The sequence below is a fragment of the Kitasatospora indigofera genome, from assembly GCF_014655955.1.
Classification (GTDB): Bacteria; Actinomycetota; Actinomycetes; order Streptomycetales; family Streptomycetaceae; genus Kitasatospora; species Kitasatospora indigofera.
Genome location: NZ_BNBO01000041.1, coordinates 44,937 through 60,372, shown reverse-complemented (window position 1 = coordinate 60,372; position 15,436 = coordinate 44,937). Strand labels below are relative to the sequence as shown.

Annotated in this window: 11 protein-coding genes; 8 read left to right on the top strand and 3 right to left on the bottom strand. The window is 73.8% G+C overall.

All coding sequences use genetic code 11. The features are described 5' to 3' along the window. Window positions 1–98 precede the first annotated feature (98 nt). Window positions 99–1,121 carry a LacI family DNA-binding transcriptional regulator gene (locus tag IE329_RS28110; RefSeq protein WP_190213797.1) on the bottom strand — a complete coding sequence of 341 codons (1,023 nt, stop codon included), beginning with the start codon at window positions 1,119–1,121 and terminating at the stop codon, window positions 99–101. A gap of 213 nt (window positions 1,122–1,334) precedes the next feature. On the opposite strand from IE329_RS28110, the gene IE329_RS28105 reads away from it, so the two are divergent. The 4 genes from IE329_RS28105 to IE329_RS28090 all read left to right on the top strand — a co-directional run bounded on the left by IE329_RS28105 (window position 1,335) and on the right by IE329_RS28090 (window position 8,796). Beyond that, the gene (locus IE329_RS28105; protein ID WP_190213796.1) at window positions 1,335–3,290 is read left to right on the top strand and encodes a discoidin domain-containing protein; all 1,956 of its coding nucleotides are present in this window, start codon (window positions 1,335–1,337) and stop codon (window positions 3,288–3,290) included. Window positions 3,291–3,560: 270 nt separating this feature from the next. After that, the gene (locus IE329_RS28100; protein ID WP_190213795.1) at window positions 3,561–5,495 is read left to right on the top strand and encodes an RICIN domain-containing protein; all 1,935 of its coding nucleotides are present in this window, start codon (window positions 3,561–3,563) and stop codon (window positions 5,493–5,495) included. A gap of 504 nt (window positions 5,496–5,999) precedes the next feature. Further along, on the top strand, window positions 6,000–7,541 hold the full coding sequence (locus IE329_RS28095; protein ID WP_190213794.1) for an alkaline phosphatase D family protein: 1,542 nt from the start codon (window positions 6,000–6,002) through the stop codon (window positions 7,539–7,541). After that, window positions 7,534–8,796: a hypothetical protein gene (locus IE329_RS28090; RefSeq protein WP_190213793.1), complete on the top strand. Its 1,263-nt coding sequence runs from the start codon at window positions 7,534–7,536 to the stop codon at window positions 8,794–8,796. The genes IE329_RS28095 and IE329_RS28090 overlap by 8 nt, the downstream gene beginning before the upstream one ends. 188 nt (window positions 8,797–8,984) lie before the next feature. Here the strand turns inward: IE329_RS28090 and IE329_RS28085 are convergent, their stop codons facing one another. Further along, window positions 8,985–9,521: a hypothetical protein gene (locus IE329_RS28085; RefSeq protein ID WP_190213792.1), complete on the bottom strand. Its 537-nt coding sequence runs from the start codon at window positions 9,519–9,521 to the stop codon at window positions 8,985–8,987. A gap of 670 nt (window positions 9,522–10,191) precedes the next feature. On the opposite strand from IE329_RS28085, the gene IE329_RS28080 reads away from it, so the two are divergent. The 3 genes from IE329_RS28080 to IE329_RS28070 are packed head-to-tail and all read left to right on the top strand — an operon-like array spanning window position 10,192 to window position 12,301. Beyond that, entirely contained in the window at window positions 10,192–10,971 is a 780-nt protein-coding gene (locus IE329_RS28080) for a DUF2071 domain-containing protein (RefSeq protein ID WP_229927822.1), read from the top strand. After that, window positions 10,968–11,837, top strand: a complete 870-nt coding sequence (locus tag IE329_RS28075; protein WP_190213791.1) for a class I SAM-dependent methyltransferase — start codon at window positions 10,968–10,970, stop codon at window positions 11,835–11,837. The genes IE329_RS28080 and IE329_RS28075 overlap by 4 nt, the downstream gene beginning before the upstream one ends. Then, a complete protein-coding gene (locus IE329_RS28070; protein WP_229927821.1) occupies window positions 11,834–12,301 on the top strand; it encodes a hypothetical protein in 468 nt (155 codons plus the stop codon). Before IE329_RS28075 ends, IE329_RS28070 begins: the two co-directional genes overlap by 4 nt. 159 nt (window positions 12,302–12,460) lie before the next feature. Here the strand turns inward: IE329_RS28070 and IE329_RS28065 are convergent, their stop codons facing one another. Next, window positions 12,461–13,783, bottom strand: a complete 1,323-nt coding sequence (locus IE329_RS28065; RefSeq protein WP_229927820.1) for a helix-turn-helix domain-containing protein — start codon at window positions 13,781–13,783, stop codon at window positions 12,461–12,463. 325 nt (window positions 13,784–14,108) lie between these two features. Here IE329_RS28065 and IE329_RS28060 point away from each other — a divergent pair, with 325 nt between their 5' ends. Beyond that, on the top strand, window positions 14,109–15,389 hold the full coding sequence (locus IE329_RS28060) for a L,D-transpeptidase (protein ID WP_229927819.1): 1,281 nt from the start codon (window positions 14,109–14,111) through the stop codon (window positions 15,387–15,389). The last annotated feature ends 47 nt before the right edge of the window (window positions 15,390–15,436 follow it).

Sequence of the window (15,436 nt, the reverse complement as noted above, 5' to 3'; positions counted from 1 at the left end):
TCCTGGTCCGGACCCGCCGCAGCCCCTGGCGTTCTTCAAGAAGGTGAAGGCGTGCCAGGGGCTGCGACCCGGCCGTGGTGCGGGCGGTGCCGGGGGCGTCAGGTCGTCGGGACCGGGCCGGTCGAGCCGCGGACGATGAGCTCGGTGGCGAGTTCGACGTGCAGGGTCTCCACCGCGTGACCGTCCATCAGGCGCATCAGCAGGCTGACGGCCATCCGGCCGAGTTCCCCCAGCGGCTGGCGGACGGTGGTGAGCATCGGCACGGTGCTGCTGCTGAGGTAGACGTCGTCGAACCCCGCGATCGACAGGTCCTCGGGGACCCGCAGCCCCCGCTCGTACGCGGCGCGCAGCGAGCCCACGGCGGCCTTGTCGTTGAACGTGACCAGGGCGGTGGGCCGTTCGGGCAGGTCGAGCAGGTGGGCCGCGGTGCTGTACCCCCAGTCGGAGGTCGGCTCGATGCTGCTGCACAGCTCCGGCGAGGGCAGGACGCCCACCTCCGCGAGGGCGGAGGCGTGGCCGGCCAGGCGCGACCGGCTGGCCAGCCAGTCCTCGGGGCCGCCGATCATCCCGATCCGCCGGTGCCCCAGGGACACCAGGTGGGCCGTGACGCTCCGCGCGCCGGAGAAGTGCGCGGCGGACACGGCGGCGATGTCGCGCGGCAGCGGGGTGCGGGGGTCGATCACCACGAACGGGAAGTCCCGCTCCCGGAGGGCCTTGAGGTCGCGCGCCGGCTCCGGCGGGAGGATCAGGATCGCGCCCCCCAGCTGGGCCCGGTCGGGCAGTCCGGCGAGGACCTCCGAGGGCCGTATCGCGTCCCCGGCATTGAGGATCACCTGCCGTTCGTGCAGCTCCAGGGTCTCGGCGACCGCGGAGACGATGATCCCGAAGTAGTCGGTGAGCACGTAGGGGCAGCGCACCAGTACGTCCCGGCCCGGCCGCCCGGCGACCCGGGCGCGCGCCTGCGGCGTACCGAGCCGCGCCATCGCCCCCTCCACGGCCTCGCGGGTCTCCGTGCTCACGCTCGCCTGCCCGTTCATCACCCGGGAAACGGTCGCGATCGAGACGCCCGCAGCCGTGGCGATGTCCCGCACCGTCACCTTCGACGACCTCGGCCTACCCATTTGTTTCATCCTTTTGTTTCATGGGGGCGGAGCCGCCCATCGGCATCATCCACGTGATTCTGGCGTTCGAATGCTTGACACTACGGCAACCAGGTCGTTTCCTATGACCCATCAAGAAAAGCATACGTACTTGTTACATTTTGTTTCATGGGAGTCCCGTCCCAGCCCCATCGCGCGGCCCATCCCATTCGGCACTCCATTTTCGAGGAAGCCATGAACAGACGTGCCCTCGGCGCGGCGATAGCCTCCACCGTCGCCCTCAGCCTGGCCTGCACCACCGGCATCCAGGCCGCCGCAGCCGCACCCGGCCACGGTCCCGGCCATCGGGCCGCGCCCGGCGCCGACGTGTGGGTGACCACCCCCGACCGCACCGAACTCCTCAACCACCGCGCACCGGTGGCCTTCCACCCCGGCGCCTCCACGCGGACCACGATCACGGTCGACCCGGGCCGGACCTTCCAGAGCATGGACGGCTTCGGCGCCGCGCTCACCGACTCCTCCGCGGCCGTGCTCGCCGGCCTGCCCGCACCGGCCCGCGACGACGCCATGCGCAAGCTGTTCGACCCCGGGAAGGGCATCGGGGTCAGCTTCCTGCGCCAGCCCGTCGGCTCGTCCGACTTCACCGCCGAGGCGGAGCACTACACCTACGACGACGTCCCGGCCGGGCAGACCGACTTCCCGCTCGCCCGCTTCTCGGTCGCCCACGACGAGAAGCTGATCCTCCCGCTGCTGCGCCAGGCCAAGCGCCTCAACCCGGACCTCACGGTGATGGCCACGCCCTGGAGCCCGCCCGCGTGGATGAAGACGGGCGACTCGCTGATCGGCGGCCGGCTCAAGGACGATCCCGCCGTCCACCAGGCCTACGCCCGCTACCTGGTGAAGTTCGTCCAGGCCTACGCCGCCGCCGGGGTGCCGATCGACTACCTCACCGTCCAGAACGAGCCGCAGAACCGCAAGCCCGGGGGCTACCCCGGCACCGACCTGACGGCCGGCCAGGAGGCCGAGGTGATCGCCGCGCTCGGCCCCCTGCTGAAGAGGGCCAGCCCCCGCACCAAGATCCTCGGCTACGACCACAACTGGACCACCCACCCCGACGACGTCGCCACCACCCCGCCCGGCCGGAGCCCCGAGACCGACTACCCGTACGAGATCCTGGACAGCGACGCCGCGAAGTGGGTCGCCGGCACCGCCTACCACTGCTACTCGGGCGACCCGAGCGCGCAGAGCGCCATGCACGCCGCCCACCCGGACAAAGGCATCTGGTTCACCGAGTGCTCCGGCTCCCACGGCGCGAGCGACACCCCCGAGCAGATCTTCCGCGGCACGCTCACCTGGCACGCCCGCACCATCACGGTCGGCACCACCCGCAACTGGGCCAAGTCCGTCGCCAACTGGAACATCGCCCTCGACTCCGCCGGCGGCCCCCACAACGGCGGCTGCGACACCTGCACCGGGCTGCTCACCGTACGGGCGGACGGTACGGTCACCACCGACGCCGAGTACTACACCATCGGCCACCTGTCGAAGTTCGTGAAGCCCGGGGCGGTGCGCATCGCCAGCACCAACTTCGGCACCACCGGATGGAACGGCCGGCTCACCGACGTGGCCTTCCGCAACCCGGACGGCTCCACCGCCCTCGTGGTCCACAACGAGAACGACGAGCCGCGGAGCTTCGCCGTCGCCGTCGGCGAGCAGACCTTCGAGTACACCCTGCCCGGCGGGGCCCTGGCCACCTTCACCTGGCCGGCGTCCGGCGCCCTGAACACCTCGAAGCGCGAGGTCCCGCTCACCGGCGCCCGGGCCACCGCCGGTCCCGCCGACGACGGCACCGCCGCGCTGGCCGTCGACGCCGACGCCTCCACCCGGTGGTCCAGCGGCGCGGCGCAGGCACCCGGCCAGTACCTCCAGGTCGACCTCGGCCGCACCACCCGCTTCGACGAGATCGCCCTCGACAGCGGCGACAACCTCGGCGACTACGCCCGCGGCTGGACCCTCTCCGCCAGCGACGACGGCACCCGCTGGCGCGAGCTGCGCAGCGGCGCCGGCGCCGGACAGCTCACCACCGTCAGCGTTCCCGGCACCCGCGCCCGCTACCTGCGGGTGACCAGCACGGCCGGTTCCGGCGCCTGGTGGAGCCTCGCCGACGTCCGGCTCTACCGCTCGCACTGACCGACCCGCCCGCACCGCCCCACCCGGCTGCCACCGGCCCACCGGCCCGCACCGCCTCCCACCGGCCCCGGCGCCGCCAGTGGCCGCCACCTCCCGGAGGCGCCGGCCCGCCGCGCCGTGCCCCCGGACGGGGCGCCGTCCCGCACGGCGCCCCGTCCCCGGCCCGGTCGCACCCGCATCCGCCTCGCCATCCGCCTCGCCATCCCCTCGCCGGGTCGCTTCGGCGTGCCCGGGTCCGACCGCACCCCCCACCCCGTCAGGAGCCGCAGCATGCACGCACCGCACCGCTCCCGCACCTCCCGCACTACCCGTACCAGGGTCGCCGCCGCCACCGCCGCCCTGGTCCTCGCCGGCGCCGGGCTGGCCACCGCCGGCAGCACCGCGCACGCCGCCGACACCACCGCCCAGGTCTGGATCACCACCGCCGACGGGTCCAGCAAGCTCGCCCGCGTCGGCGACGCCACCTTCTCCTCCACCAGCCCGCAGGGCACCGACATCGCGGTCAACGCCGGCGACGTCCAGCAGCCCCTGGTCGGGTTCGGCGCCTCCTTCACCGAGTCCGCCGCCCACCTGGTCGCCGGCCTGCCCGCGGGCACCCGCAGCAGCCTCATGAACGACCTGTTCGGTACGGGCGGCGGCATCGGCCTGGACTACCTGCGCCAGCCGCTCGGCGCCTCCGACTTCGTCGCCAAGCTGCCCTTCTACTCCTACGAGGACACCAAGGGCTCCTTCAGCATCGCCCGCGACCAGCAGGAGATCCTGCCCGTGGTCAACCAGGCACGCGCGGTCAACCCCGGCATCCGCATCATGGGCACCCCGTGGTCCGCACCCGCCTGGATGAAGGACAGCAACTCGCTCAACGGCGGCAGCCTCAAGCCGGAGAACTACGGGGCCTACGCCGACTACCTGGTCAGGGCGCTCCAGGCCTACCAGGCCGCCGGCGCCCCCATCACCGACCTCACCGTCGCCAACGAGCCCGAGTTCCAGACGAGTTACCCGTCGATGGGGATGACCGCCACCCAGCAGGCCGACTTCGTCAAGGTCCTCGACGGCAGGCTGACCGTGGCCGGCCTGCCCACCAACGTCTTCGCGTACGACCACAACTGGGACCACCCGAACTACCCGCTCACGGTGCTCTCCCAGGACAGCGGCGTGGCCCGGCTCAAGGGCGCGGCCTTCCACTGCTACGGCGGCCAGCCCGAGGCCGAGCAGCAGGTCGCGAACGCCGGGAAGGCCGTCATGTTCACCGAGTGCTCCGGCACCGACTCGGCCGACAAGGCCGGCACCTTCGCCGACACGCTCAAGTGGCAGACCGAGAACCTGGTCATCCGCAACCTGCGCTCCGGCGGGCGGAGCGTCGTCCTGTGGAACATGGCGCTCGACGCCAACGGAGGCCCGCAGTACGGCGGTTGCGGGACGAAGTGCAACGGCGTCGTGGAGATCGCGAACGGCACCTACACCAAGAACGCCGAGTACTACCTCCTCGGCCACATCGCCAAGTTCGCCCAGAGCGGCGCGCACCGCATCGGCTCCACCAGCCAGGGCAGCGGTGGCCTCCAGAACGTCGCCTTCCTCAACCCCGACGGCTCGCGCGGCGACGTCGTCCTCAACGCCACCTCCACCACCCAGCACTTCTCGGTCAGCGAGAACGGCCGCTCGCTGGCCTACGACCTGCCGGCCGGCGCCGTCGCCACCTTCACCTGGCCCGGTGCCCCCGCCGGCACCCCCGGCCCGACCACGAGCCCGTCGCCCGGCCCCACCGGCAGCGGCCCGGTCGACACCTCCGCCTGGTACACCGTCGCCAACGTGAACTCCGGTAAGTGCGTGGACGATGCCGGCACCGCCAACGGCAGCGCCGTCCAGCAGTGGGCCTGCGGCTCGGGCGCCAACCAGCAGTGGCAGTTCACCGCCACCGACGGCGGCTACTACCGGGTCACCAACCGGGCCTCCTCCGCCCAGGCCCTCGACGTGACCGGTGTCTCGGCCGCCGACGGCGCCAAGATCCAGACCTGGCAGTACGGCGGCGGCGCCAACCAGCAGTTCAGGCCCACCCGGCAGGCCGACGGCAGCTACACCCTCGTCGCCCGCAACAGCGGCAAGTGCCTCGACGTGACGGACGTGTCCACCGCCGACGGCGCCCGCCTCCAGCAGTGGACCTGCACCGGCGGCCCCGCCCAGTCCTTCCGCCTCACCGTCACCGGCTGAGTGCGGACGCGCGCGGTGGCCGGTCCCCGGTCGGCCGGCCGGCCACCGGCGGCCGCTGCTGCCGGGCACGACACGACGGAGGAGGGGGCCGTGCAGACGAACCCGTCGATCCGGCGCGCGTCGCCGTGCTCGGCTTCGGGGACGGCGGGCACCTCGCGCCACCACGGGTGGGGGCGCCGGGTCCGTCCGCCCTGCGCGGTGCGCCCTGACGGGCCCGCCGGCTCCGGGTGAGCGGCCCGCCCGTCGGCCCGCCGCCGGGGTGCCGTGCGGGTGCTGTCGGGGTGCTGTCGGGGTGCTGTCGGCGGCGGCGGGCGGGACCAGGATCCCCCGGGTGCGGCCCGCCTCCGGTGACGCGACCTTCACCGTCTCCTCCGTCGACCTCCTCGACATCACCACGAGGTGGACGGTTGCACCAACACTCAGCAACTCGCGCCGTTCACCCGTCACTTGACGGTCCCTGCGGCAGGGGCGGCAGTTCACCTGGGCCCGCGAGCATGAGCGGCCATGAGAAACCTCAGTCGCCGCATCTTCATCTTAGGCGGGCTCACCACCGCGGGCGCCGCCGTGCTCCAGGTCGGGGCGCTGGCCCAGTCGTCGGCCGCCGCCACCACTCCCTTCCCCTTCACGCTCGGCGTCGCCTCCGGGGAGCCGGACGACACCAGCGTGGTGCTCTGGACGCGTCTGGCCCCCAGCCCGACCAACGCGGACGGCCAGGGCGGCATGCCCAACTCGGACGTCGTCGTCGACTGGCAGGTGTCGACCAGCCAGAGCTTCACCACCCTCGTCAGCTCCGGCACGTTCACCGCCCGCTACGCGCAGGCCCACTCGGTGCACGTGCTCGCCGGCGGACTCGCGCCGGACGCGGAGTACTACTACCGTTTCCGGGCCCAGGGATTCATCTCCCCGGTGGGCCGGACCCGCACCGCGCCCGCGCCGGGCACCGTCGGGCGCGACTTCACGATGGCCTTCGCCTCGTGCGCCCACTACGAGAGCGGCTACTACACCGCCTACCGGCGGATGGCCGACGACCGCCCCGACCTGATCCTGCACCTGGGCGACTACATCTACGAGGGCGGCGCCGGCACCGGCGGGGTGCGCCAGCACCTCGGCAGCGAGATCGTGTCGCTGGCCGACTACCGCCGCCGCTACGCGCTCTACCGCACCGACCCGGACCTCCAGGCCGCGCACGCGATCGCGCCGTGGCTGGTGGTGCCGGACGACCACGAGGTGGAGAACAACTACGCCAACATGGTCCGCGCCGACAGCAGCCCCGTGCTGACGGCCGCCCAGTGGACCGCGCGCCGCACCGCCGCGTACCAGGCGTACTTCGAGAACATGCCGCTGCGGGCCGCCGCGACGCCGTCCGGCAACAGCATCCAGCTCTACCGCCGGGTCCGCTGGGGCACCCTCGCCACGTTCCACATGCTCGACACCCGCCAGTTCCGCGACGACCAGGCCTGCGGCGACGGGACGAAGGTCTGCGCCGACGCCGACCTGACCAGCCGTTCGCTCACCGGCGCGGCCCAGGAGGCCTGGCTGCTGGACGGACTCGGCCAGCACCTGAGCACCTGGGACCTGATCGGCCAGCAGGTCTTCTTCGCCCGCAACGTGAACTCCGCCGGCGCGATGAACATGGACGCCTGGGACGGGTACCGGGCGAGCCGGTCGCGGATCCAGCAGGGCATCGTCGACCGGGCCGTACGCAACCCGGTCGTGCTCACCGGCGACGTGCACGCGTCGTGGGGCAACGACCTCAAGGCCGACTACGCCGACGCGTCGTCGGCGACGATCGGCTCCGAGCTCGTCTGCACCTCCATCACCAGCGGTGGCAACGGAAGCACCACCACGGCGATTCCCAACGGGTCGCTCAACCCGCACCTGCGCTTCTACTCCAACCAGCGCGGCTACGTCCGCACGCGCATCACGCCGTCGCAGCTCACCGCCGACTTCCGGTCGGTGGCGACGGTGACCGAGCACGGCGCTGCGGCGACCACCGCCCGGACCTTTGTCATCCACGACGGACAGCCGGGGTTGGCCGATGCGTAAGCTCTCCGTACTCGGCGCGGCGGTCGCCGGCCTCGCCGCGGTCCTCGCCATGGTCACCCCGGCCTCGGCGGCCGGGCCCTCGTCCTGGGTGACCGCGAACAGCACCTCCACCGGCGACCAGGACAGCTCCTCGATCGCGGCCAACCGCCTCGGCGACGTCGCGGTGGTCTGGGAGGACGACCGCGACTCGACCGACCCGGCCGACAACGCGCACAGCGACGTGTGGGTGCGGGTGTTCCGCAACGGCGTCCCCGCCTACGAGTCGAAGCTCTCGGCCGGCGGGACCGCGGGCGTGGCCTGGCGGCACCTCCAGCCCGACGTGGGACTCGACGACCGCGGCAACGCCGTCGTGGTGTGGGCGGAGGACCCGGACGGCAACGGGCTCTACAACATCACCTACCGGGTGCTCTCCCCGGCCGGTGCCGTCCTCGGCTCCGGCCAGGCCAACGCGAGCGCCGACGGCCAGCAGATCCATCCGCGCGTCGCGGTCGACCCGGACGGCGCGCCGGGCAGCACCACCGCGGTCGCGTTCTCCGTGGTCTGGGAGGACATCCAGGGCACCGCGGCGGCGACGGTGAAGGCAGCCGGGTTCACCGGGACCACCACCAAGGCCTACGAGGTGACGGTCAACGCGGCCGGCGGCGCGCACCACAACCCCGACGTCGCGACCTCCGCCTCGGGCGACGCCGTCGTCGTCTGGGACGAGGACACCGACGGCAACGGCTACTACCAGATCGGTCTGGTGAAGCTGGCCAAGGCGAACGGGGCGGTCGCACTCACCCGCCGCAGCGCCAACAGCCTCGGCGGCGGCCAGCAGCAGCGCCCGGCCGTGGCCGCCGACTTCAACGGCGACTTCGCCGTGGCATGGGAGTCCGACCACACCGGCACCCGTGGCGTCTGGGCCCGGTCGTTCACCGCGACCGGCACCCCCGGCTCGGCCGAGGCCGAGATCTCCACCGGCGCCGGAGCCGGCAACCCCACCGTCGGCATCGACGACCAGCGCGACGCCGTGGTCGGCTGGAGCGTCGCCGGCACCGATCCGGCGGTCTGGGCCCGGGGCCTCAACCCCGACGGCACCTTCGCCGGCCGGCTGCCGGCCCAGTCCGTCAGCCAGGTCACGGCCGGCCGGCAGGAACAGGCCGCGGTGGCCTCCTCCCCGTTCGGCTCGCTCGCGATGTCGTACACCGATGACAACGACGGCAACACCTTCGACCAGGTCCTGCTGAGTCTGGGCGCGACCAACTCGGACTGGTGACGTCCTTCCGGGCCGTGGACGTCGCTCCGGGCTGACCCCGGGGGGTGATCCGACAGGCGGTTCCGGAACCGCGCGGGAGCGCGGTTCGCCGGCACCCCTGTCGGATCACCCCCGTACGGCGCCCCCGCGTCGGGCGGTCCTGCTCGGGTGGCCTGCGTCGGGCGTCCGGGGCCGGTGTGCCCCGCGGCTCAGCGCGGGCCGGTCGGCTCCGGCACGCCGAACGCACGCTCGGCCGTCGTCGTCACCCACATCGGGAGCTGCGCCACCGCTAAGGCGGGAGAGGCGGGGTGGGCGGGGTCGACCGCGCCCTCGGGGAAGAAGGCCACCCGGCACCGCCGGCACAGCCAGGCCGCCTGCCAGACCCGGTGGCACCGCTCCCAGACCGCTTGCCGCGCCCCGGCAGCCTCCTCGGCCACCCGGACCCGCCGCTGCCGGGTCGCGAGTTGCACGACCAGCCCGACCACCGCCAGGGGGACGGAGAGGAGCAGCGGGCCCAGGATGTAGCCCAGGCGGTAGGAGGCGTCGGCGACCTCCGGGTCCGGGATGCCCTTGGCCAGGTTCATCAGGCCGAGGACGGTGATCACGCCTGCCACCGTGTAGAGCACGGAGGCGGGCTGGCTGCGCGCGGTCTTCGCCGGCACCGGCGGCGGTGGCGGCAGGAGCAGGGCGCGCTCCGGCGCTCCGAGCGGGAGACCGGGGTCGGAGGAGGCGCGCGGCACGCTCACGGCCTGGTCGGACTCGGCGCATCGGGGGCATTCAGCGTTCATCGGCCGGTACTGCTCCCGGTTCTGAGGCTGCACTCGCAGGTGGTGCGTGGACGGCGTGACAGCGCATTGGAGCACAGGGGGCCGATCCGACGTCAGATGATTCCGGCAGGCGGGACGGGACCGCGGCATCGGCCCTGCGCACCCGGCGGGTCGGGGCGCTGCTGCGCCAGCGTCGCCGACCGTGACGACTGCCGGGTACGGCGACGGGTGGACGCCGGCCGGTGCGCCGCGCGATTCCGGGCCCCCTCGCGGGTGTCGTCGTCGACACCGTGGCGTACGGGTACACCGTCCTCGCGTCGCAACGCCGTCGGGCCGCCGAAGGGCGTTGCCGGACCCGCGCGGGGCTGGGACCACGGGTTTCCGAAGGCCCGCCGTGGCGCGGTGCCGGGTGGACCACCCGGTGCCGCCGCCGGCCGGGCAGGCCCTGACGGCCTTGCCCGCGGAGGTCTCCGCGAGGGAGTTGAACATGTTCAAATTGTTCGCCATGATGATGCCCGGCAGGGCAAGGCCCCCCGGAGACGGGTGGTCCGGCGCCCTGCGGTGCCCCGGCGCGTCCCGCGCCGGCGCCCCGGACGGTCGCCGAGGACCGCCCGCGGCCCGCGCACCGACCCGACCCGAGGAGCCGGCCATGAGGCACCTGCTGCAACGTCACCCCTTCGCCATGCGGACCCGCTTCGCACACTCCCTGGTGCTCACCTACGCGCTCCCGCCGGAGCTGCTCGCCCCGCTGGTGCCCCCGGGCCTGGAGCCGGACACCTACACCGACCCGTGCGGCACCGAGCACGGCTTCGTCGCCGCGGCCCTGGTGGACACCCGGGCGCTGCGCCCGACGGGCCTGCCGGCCCGGCTCGGCGGCGACTTCGTACTCACCGGCTACCGGGTCTTCACCCGGTTCCGCACCCCCGGCGGGCGGACCATGCGGGGCCTGCGCATCCTGCGCAGCGACACCGACCACCGGGTGATGGCCGTCGGCGGCAACGTCTTCTCCCGGTACAACTACCGCCTCGCCCGGATCGGCACCCGGGTCGTCGGCGACAGCCTGGAGTTCAAGGTGCTGAGTGCGGACGGCCGGGCCGACCTCCGGGTCCGCGCCGACCTGTCGAGCGCCCCGGCGCCGCTGCCCGCCGGCAGCCCGTTCGCCGACCTGCGCGCCGCCCGCCGCTTCGCCGGCCCGCTGCCCTACACCTTCGAGTACGAGCCGCAGACCCGGAGCATGATCGTGGTGAAGGCGGCCCGCACCCACTGGGATCCCGTGCCGGTGGCCGTCGAGGTCTCCCGGCTGACGTTCTTCGAGCACGGCCCGTTCACCGGCAGCCGGCCCGTGCTCGCCAACGCCTTCCACGTGGCGGACGTCGAGTACGGCTGGGCGGCCGGCACCCGCCGTGACCTGACGGGAGCGCTGCTGTGACCCGCACCCCGGACGCCGCCGCCATCGCCGCCGCCATCGCCACCGCCACCGGCACCGGCACCGCCACCGGCACCGCCGGCGCGGCGCTCCCGCACCCGGTCCCGCACCTGTCCTCGTCGCCGCAGAGGCTCTCCGGCGCGGCCGAGGTCGCCCGCTACAACTGGCCGCTGTACGCCGCCGGATCGCTCACCGCGGCCGTCGGCCTCGCGCTGTCCCGGCGGCTGACGGGCACCCCCGCCGTCGTCGCCCGGATCGGGGCGCTGGCCGCCACGGGCCTGCTCGCCAGCAGCACCCTCGCCACCTGGTGCGTCTACGACCGCTCCGAACTGCGCTCGCTGGACTGGCTGCCCGACCTGCTGCCGGACGGCCCCGGCGACCACCTGATCGTCTCCACCGGACTCGACGAGGCCAGCCTGCCGTTCGCCGCCCGCTGGCCGGGCGGCCGGCAGCTCACCGCCGACCTCTACGACCCCGACCGGATGACCGAGGGTTCGATCCGCCGGGCCCGCCGCAAGGTGGCGCCCGCCCCCGGCACCCTGCCCGGGCGACCGGACGCGCTGCCCGTCGACGGCGCGGACCTGGACACCGTCGTCTGCCTGTTCTCCGCCCACGAGCTGCGCCGCCCCGTCGACCGGGCGGCGCTGTTCGGCGAGTGCGTGCGCGTCCTGCGCCCCGGCGGCACGCTGCTGCTGGTCGAGCACCTGCGCGACACCGCCAACGCGGCCGTCTACGGGCCGGGCGCCTGGCACTTCCAGACCCGCCGCACCTGGCTGGACCACGCGGTCGGCGCCGGGCTGCGGCCGGCCGGCGAGCGGCGGATCGCCGGACTGGTCACCGCCTTCGCCTTCCGCCGGAGCGCCGGGTGAACGCGCTGCCGGCGCTGGACGGACTGCTCCCGGCTGACGGACTGTTCGCACTGGAGGGGCAGTTGCGGCTGGTCGGCGCCGTCCTGGTCGGCATGGGGGCGTTCCACGCGCTGCTGCCGAAGGTGGTCGGCTGGCCCGCCGACCTCGCCGGGGTGAGCCTGCTGACCCGCCAGGTCTCCTACGCCCACCTGTTCTTCGTCGGGCTGGCCTGCTTCCTGTTCGGGCTGCTGGCGCTCTGCCTGGCACCGGACCTGCTGGCCGGCACACCGCTCGGCACCGCGCTGCTCGCCGGGCAGGCGCTGTTCTGGGGGGCCCGCTGGTTCTTCGAGTTCGCCTACTTCTCGCCCCGGCTCTGGCGCGGCGACGCCCTGCGCACCACCGGCCACGTCGCGCTCTCCGTGCTGTGGACGTGGGTGACCGCCGTCTTCGCCCTCGCCCTCCTGCACGCCCTGCGCGCGGGCTGACCCGCGGCCGCCGGGTGACCGGGGGAGACGCCGGGCAGTGCCCCCCGCCTTCGGCCGGGAGCGGCCCCGGCCCGGACGCACCCCCGAACCGCCCGGGTGCGTCCGGCCCGAGGGCGAGCCGGCCCCAGGGCGTCCGGGCACGGCGCCGCCGGACGGGTCCTAGAAGGGGCTCGGCTCCCAGGCCTGTCCGTCGATCGGATGGACGTACAGCGGCCGGCCCTTCACCGCGCTGGTGCGGAACGGCTTGCCGTTGCCGAGGTCGACGCGGAGCGTCCCCTTCCGGTCGCCGCTGGACCACTCCAGCTCCAGGTACCAGGACACGTCGTGGGCGGTGGTCCTGGCGGAGACCTCGATGACCTCCGGGTCGCCCTCGCTCACCTTGAGCGGCAGTCCGATGCTGCCCTCGCTCAGGACCGGCCGCGGGCGGGCCGCGTCGAGGTCGAGATTGTAGGAGTGGACGTCGACCCCGCCGCCGCAGCCCTCGCCCATGGAGTAGGCGTTCCAGGCGAGTGGGGCCGCGATCCGGGCGACCCGGACGTTGAGGCCGGACAGCACCACGGTGTCCCTGCCGGTGCCCTGCACGACGATCTCGATCGACAGGTACTGGCCGGGGACGGCGCCGAGCCGGGAGGCCCAGGCCGTCACGTCCGCCACCTGGGGCGGCCGGGGCACTTCGGACGGCGGACGGTCGACCAGGTACTGGTCGCAGGCGCTGTCCCACCCCGAAGGCTTGACCGAGACCTTGACCGGAGCGCTCGTGTCCGAGCCGCCGGCCGGCCCCGGCGAGCCTGCGCCTGGGCCCGTGCCCGGGTCGGCCGAGGCGGGCGCGGGCGCGGAGGACGACGGCGAGCCGGGGCCGCCCGGGGCCGGGGACCCGGCGGACGGCACGCCGTCCGCGCTCCGCCGGGCGTCGGTGTCACCGCCGGGCGGCTTCAGCCCCGTGGCGACGGCCCCGATGGTGGCCAGCGCCACGGTGACCGCCACCGCGGCCATGACCGCCCGGCGGCGGACACGCCGCCGTTGCCGCGCGGCCCCGGGCGCAGGGTCCTCCTCGGCAGGGGCGGCGAGGACCGGTCCGGCCTCGACACCACCGATCCTGTCCGGTGTCGCATCCGCCTCCGCCTCGGCCTCCGCGGTCGCCTCCGCCGTTGCCCTGGCCTCCGACGGACCCGACGGTTCGGCCGCGTCCGACGCGTCGGACGCGGGCGATGTCCTGTTCCCGCGCGCCGCGCGGACGACGACCCACAGCCGGTACAGCTCGACGAGTTCCTCCGGCGTCGCCCTGCACAGCCGCGCGAGCTGGTCCAGCGGGGCGAACTCGGCCGGCAGCACGTCGCCGCTGCAGTAGCGGTGGAGCGTCGAGGTGCTCAGATGCAGCCGCTTCGCCAGCGCGCCGTAACTGAGCCCCGACCTGCTCTTCAGCTCCCCGAGCAGCCGCGTGATCTCGTCCCGCTCCGTCAACTCCCCGAACCCCTCCGACACCGTTCCTCCACCCCGCTCGTGCATCCCGCGGTGATCGCGCCCCGCCGTCCCGGCCGCCGTGGGCGGGCGGGTTCGGCGCGGTCGCGTCCCCCTGCGGCCGGACCACCGTGAAGCGATCTCCGGGACAGAAGCACGCCGCTCACGCTCCGGCGGTTCCCGCCGCCGGCCACGCCGTTCCTCCGTCCCATGGACGCGTCCCAGGAAGGTTACGTCTTCCCAGCTCACGGTGGGTAGGGGCGTCCCGGCGTCCCGTATCGGGCGCGGGCCGTTGCCGCTGGGACGAACCGGCCGACAAGCTCTCGGTGATCACCCAGAAGGAGCAACAGTGAGCACTGTTCAGGCGGCCCGGACCGCGATACGTACCGGCGACCGATTCCAGCGCGGCGCGGTGGCGCTGACGATGGGCGGCATCCTGCTGATGACCGCGGCCTGCGGCGACCCCCACAGCGACGTCGCCGAGGCCTCCCGCGCGACGGACAGCGCCGCCGCGGGCGGCCCGGCGGCCGGGACGACGGCCGGGGCCGCGGCGGGGACGACGGCCGGGACCGCGCCGAAGACCTCGGCCGCCGTGCTGGACGTCGAGCCCAAGGACGGGGCCCAGGGCGTCGCCCCGAACGCGCTTCAGGTGTCCGTCTCCCACGGGAAGCTGACCACCGTCGACGTGACCGACAAGAACGGCAGGCCCGTGCCCGGCGCGCTCAGCCCGGACGGCACCGGCTGGAAGCCCGCCGCCGCCCTCGCACCCGGCACGGCGTACACGGTGAACGCCCAGGCGACGGACGCCGACGGCCTCGCGGCCGCCGCCACCACCGCGTTCACCACACGCGCGCCCGACAAGCAGGTCTCCACCAACGACAACATCGGCGACGGCCAGACCTACGGCGTGGGCATGATCGTCAAGGTGGAGTTCAGCGCGAAGATCGTGAACAAGGACGCCGTCGCCAAGGGCATCACCTTCACGACCGACAACGGCACCGAGGTGAAGGGCCACTGGTTCGGTGACGCCCGGCTGGACTTCCGCCCGGCCGAGTACTGGAAGCCCGGTACCAAGGTCACCATCCACTACCGGCTGAAGAACGTCGAGGTCGCGCCGGGCGTCTACGGCGACGTGGACAAGGACGAGCCGTTCACCATCGGCCGGTCGCAGGTGTCCACCGCGGACGCCGCCGCGCACCAGCTCACGATCGTCCGGGACGGCAGGACCACCACCGTGCCCGCCACGCTCGGCGACGAGAAGCACCCGTCGTGGGGCGGCACCATGGTGATCATGTCCAAGGAGAAGGTCACCCACATGAACTCCCGGACGGTCGGACTCGGCGACGAGTACGACATCCCCGCCGTCCCGCACGCGATGCGGCTGACCGGGAGCGGCACCTACCTCCACGGCAACTACTGGTACAAGGGCGACCCGTTCGGCAAGGCCAACACCAGCCACGGGTGCGTCTCGCTCAAGGACGTGGAGGGCGGCAGCGACACCTCCGCCGCGGGCGCGTTCTTCAACAGCTCGCTGATCGGCGACGTGGTCAAGATCGTCAACTCCAAGGAGAAGACGGTCGCCCCCGACAACGGGCTCGGCGGCTGGAACCTCACCTGGGCGAACTGGTAGGCCGGCCCGCCGAGCGCTCCGCCCGCGACGGGTCCAACGGGACGCCC

Coding starts and splice junctions, on each gene's coding strand:
- IE329_RS28110 (WP_190213797.1), bottom strand. CDS start 1,121: ATGGGTAGGCCGAGGTCGTCGAAGGTGACGGTGCGGGACATCGCCACG.
- IE329_RS28105 (WP_190213796.1), top strand. CDS start 1,335: ATGAACAGACGTGCCCTCGGCGCGGCGATAGCCTCCACCGTCGCCCTC.
- IE329_RS28100 (WP_190213795.1), top strand. CDS start 3,561: ATGCACGCACCGCACCGCTCCCGCACCTCCCGCACTACCCGTACCAGG.
- IE329_RS28095 (WP_190213794.1), top strand. CDS start 6,000: ATGAGAAACCTCAGTCGCCGCATCTTCATCTTAGGCGGGCTCACCACC.
- IE329_RS28090 (WP_190213793.1), top strand. CDS start 7,534: ATGCGTAAGCTCTCCGTACTCGGCGCGGCGGTCGCCGGCCTCGCCGCG.
- IE329_RS28080 (WP_229927822.1), top strand. CDS start 10,192: ATGAGGCACCTGCTGCAACGTCACCCCTTCGCCATGCGGACCCGCTTC.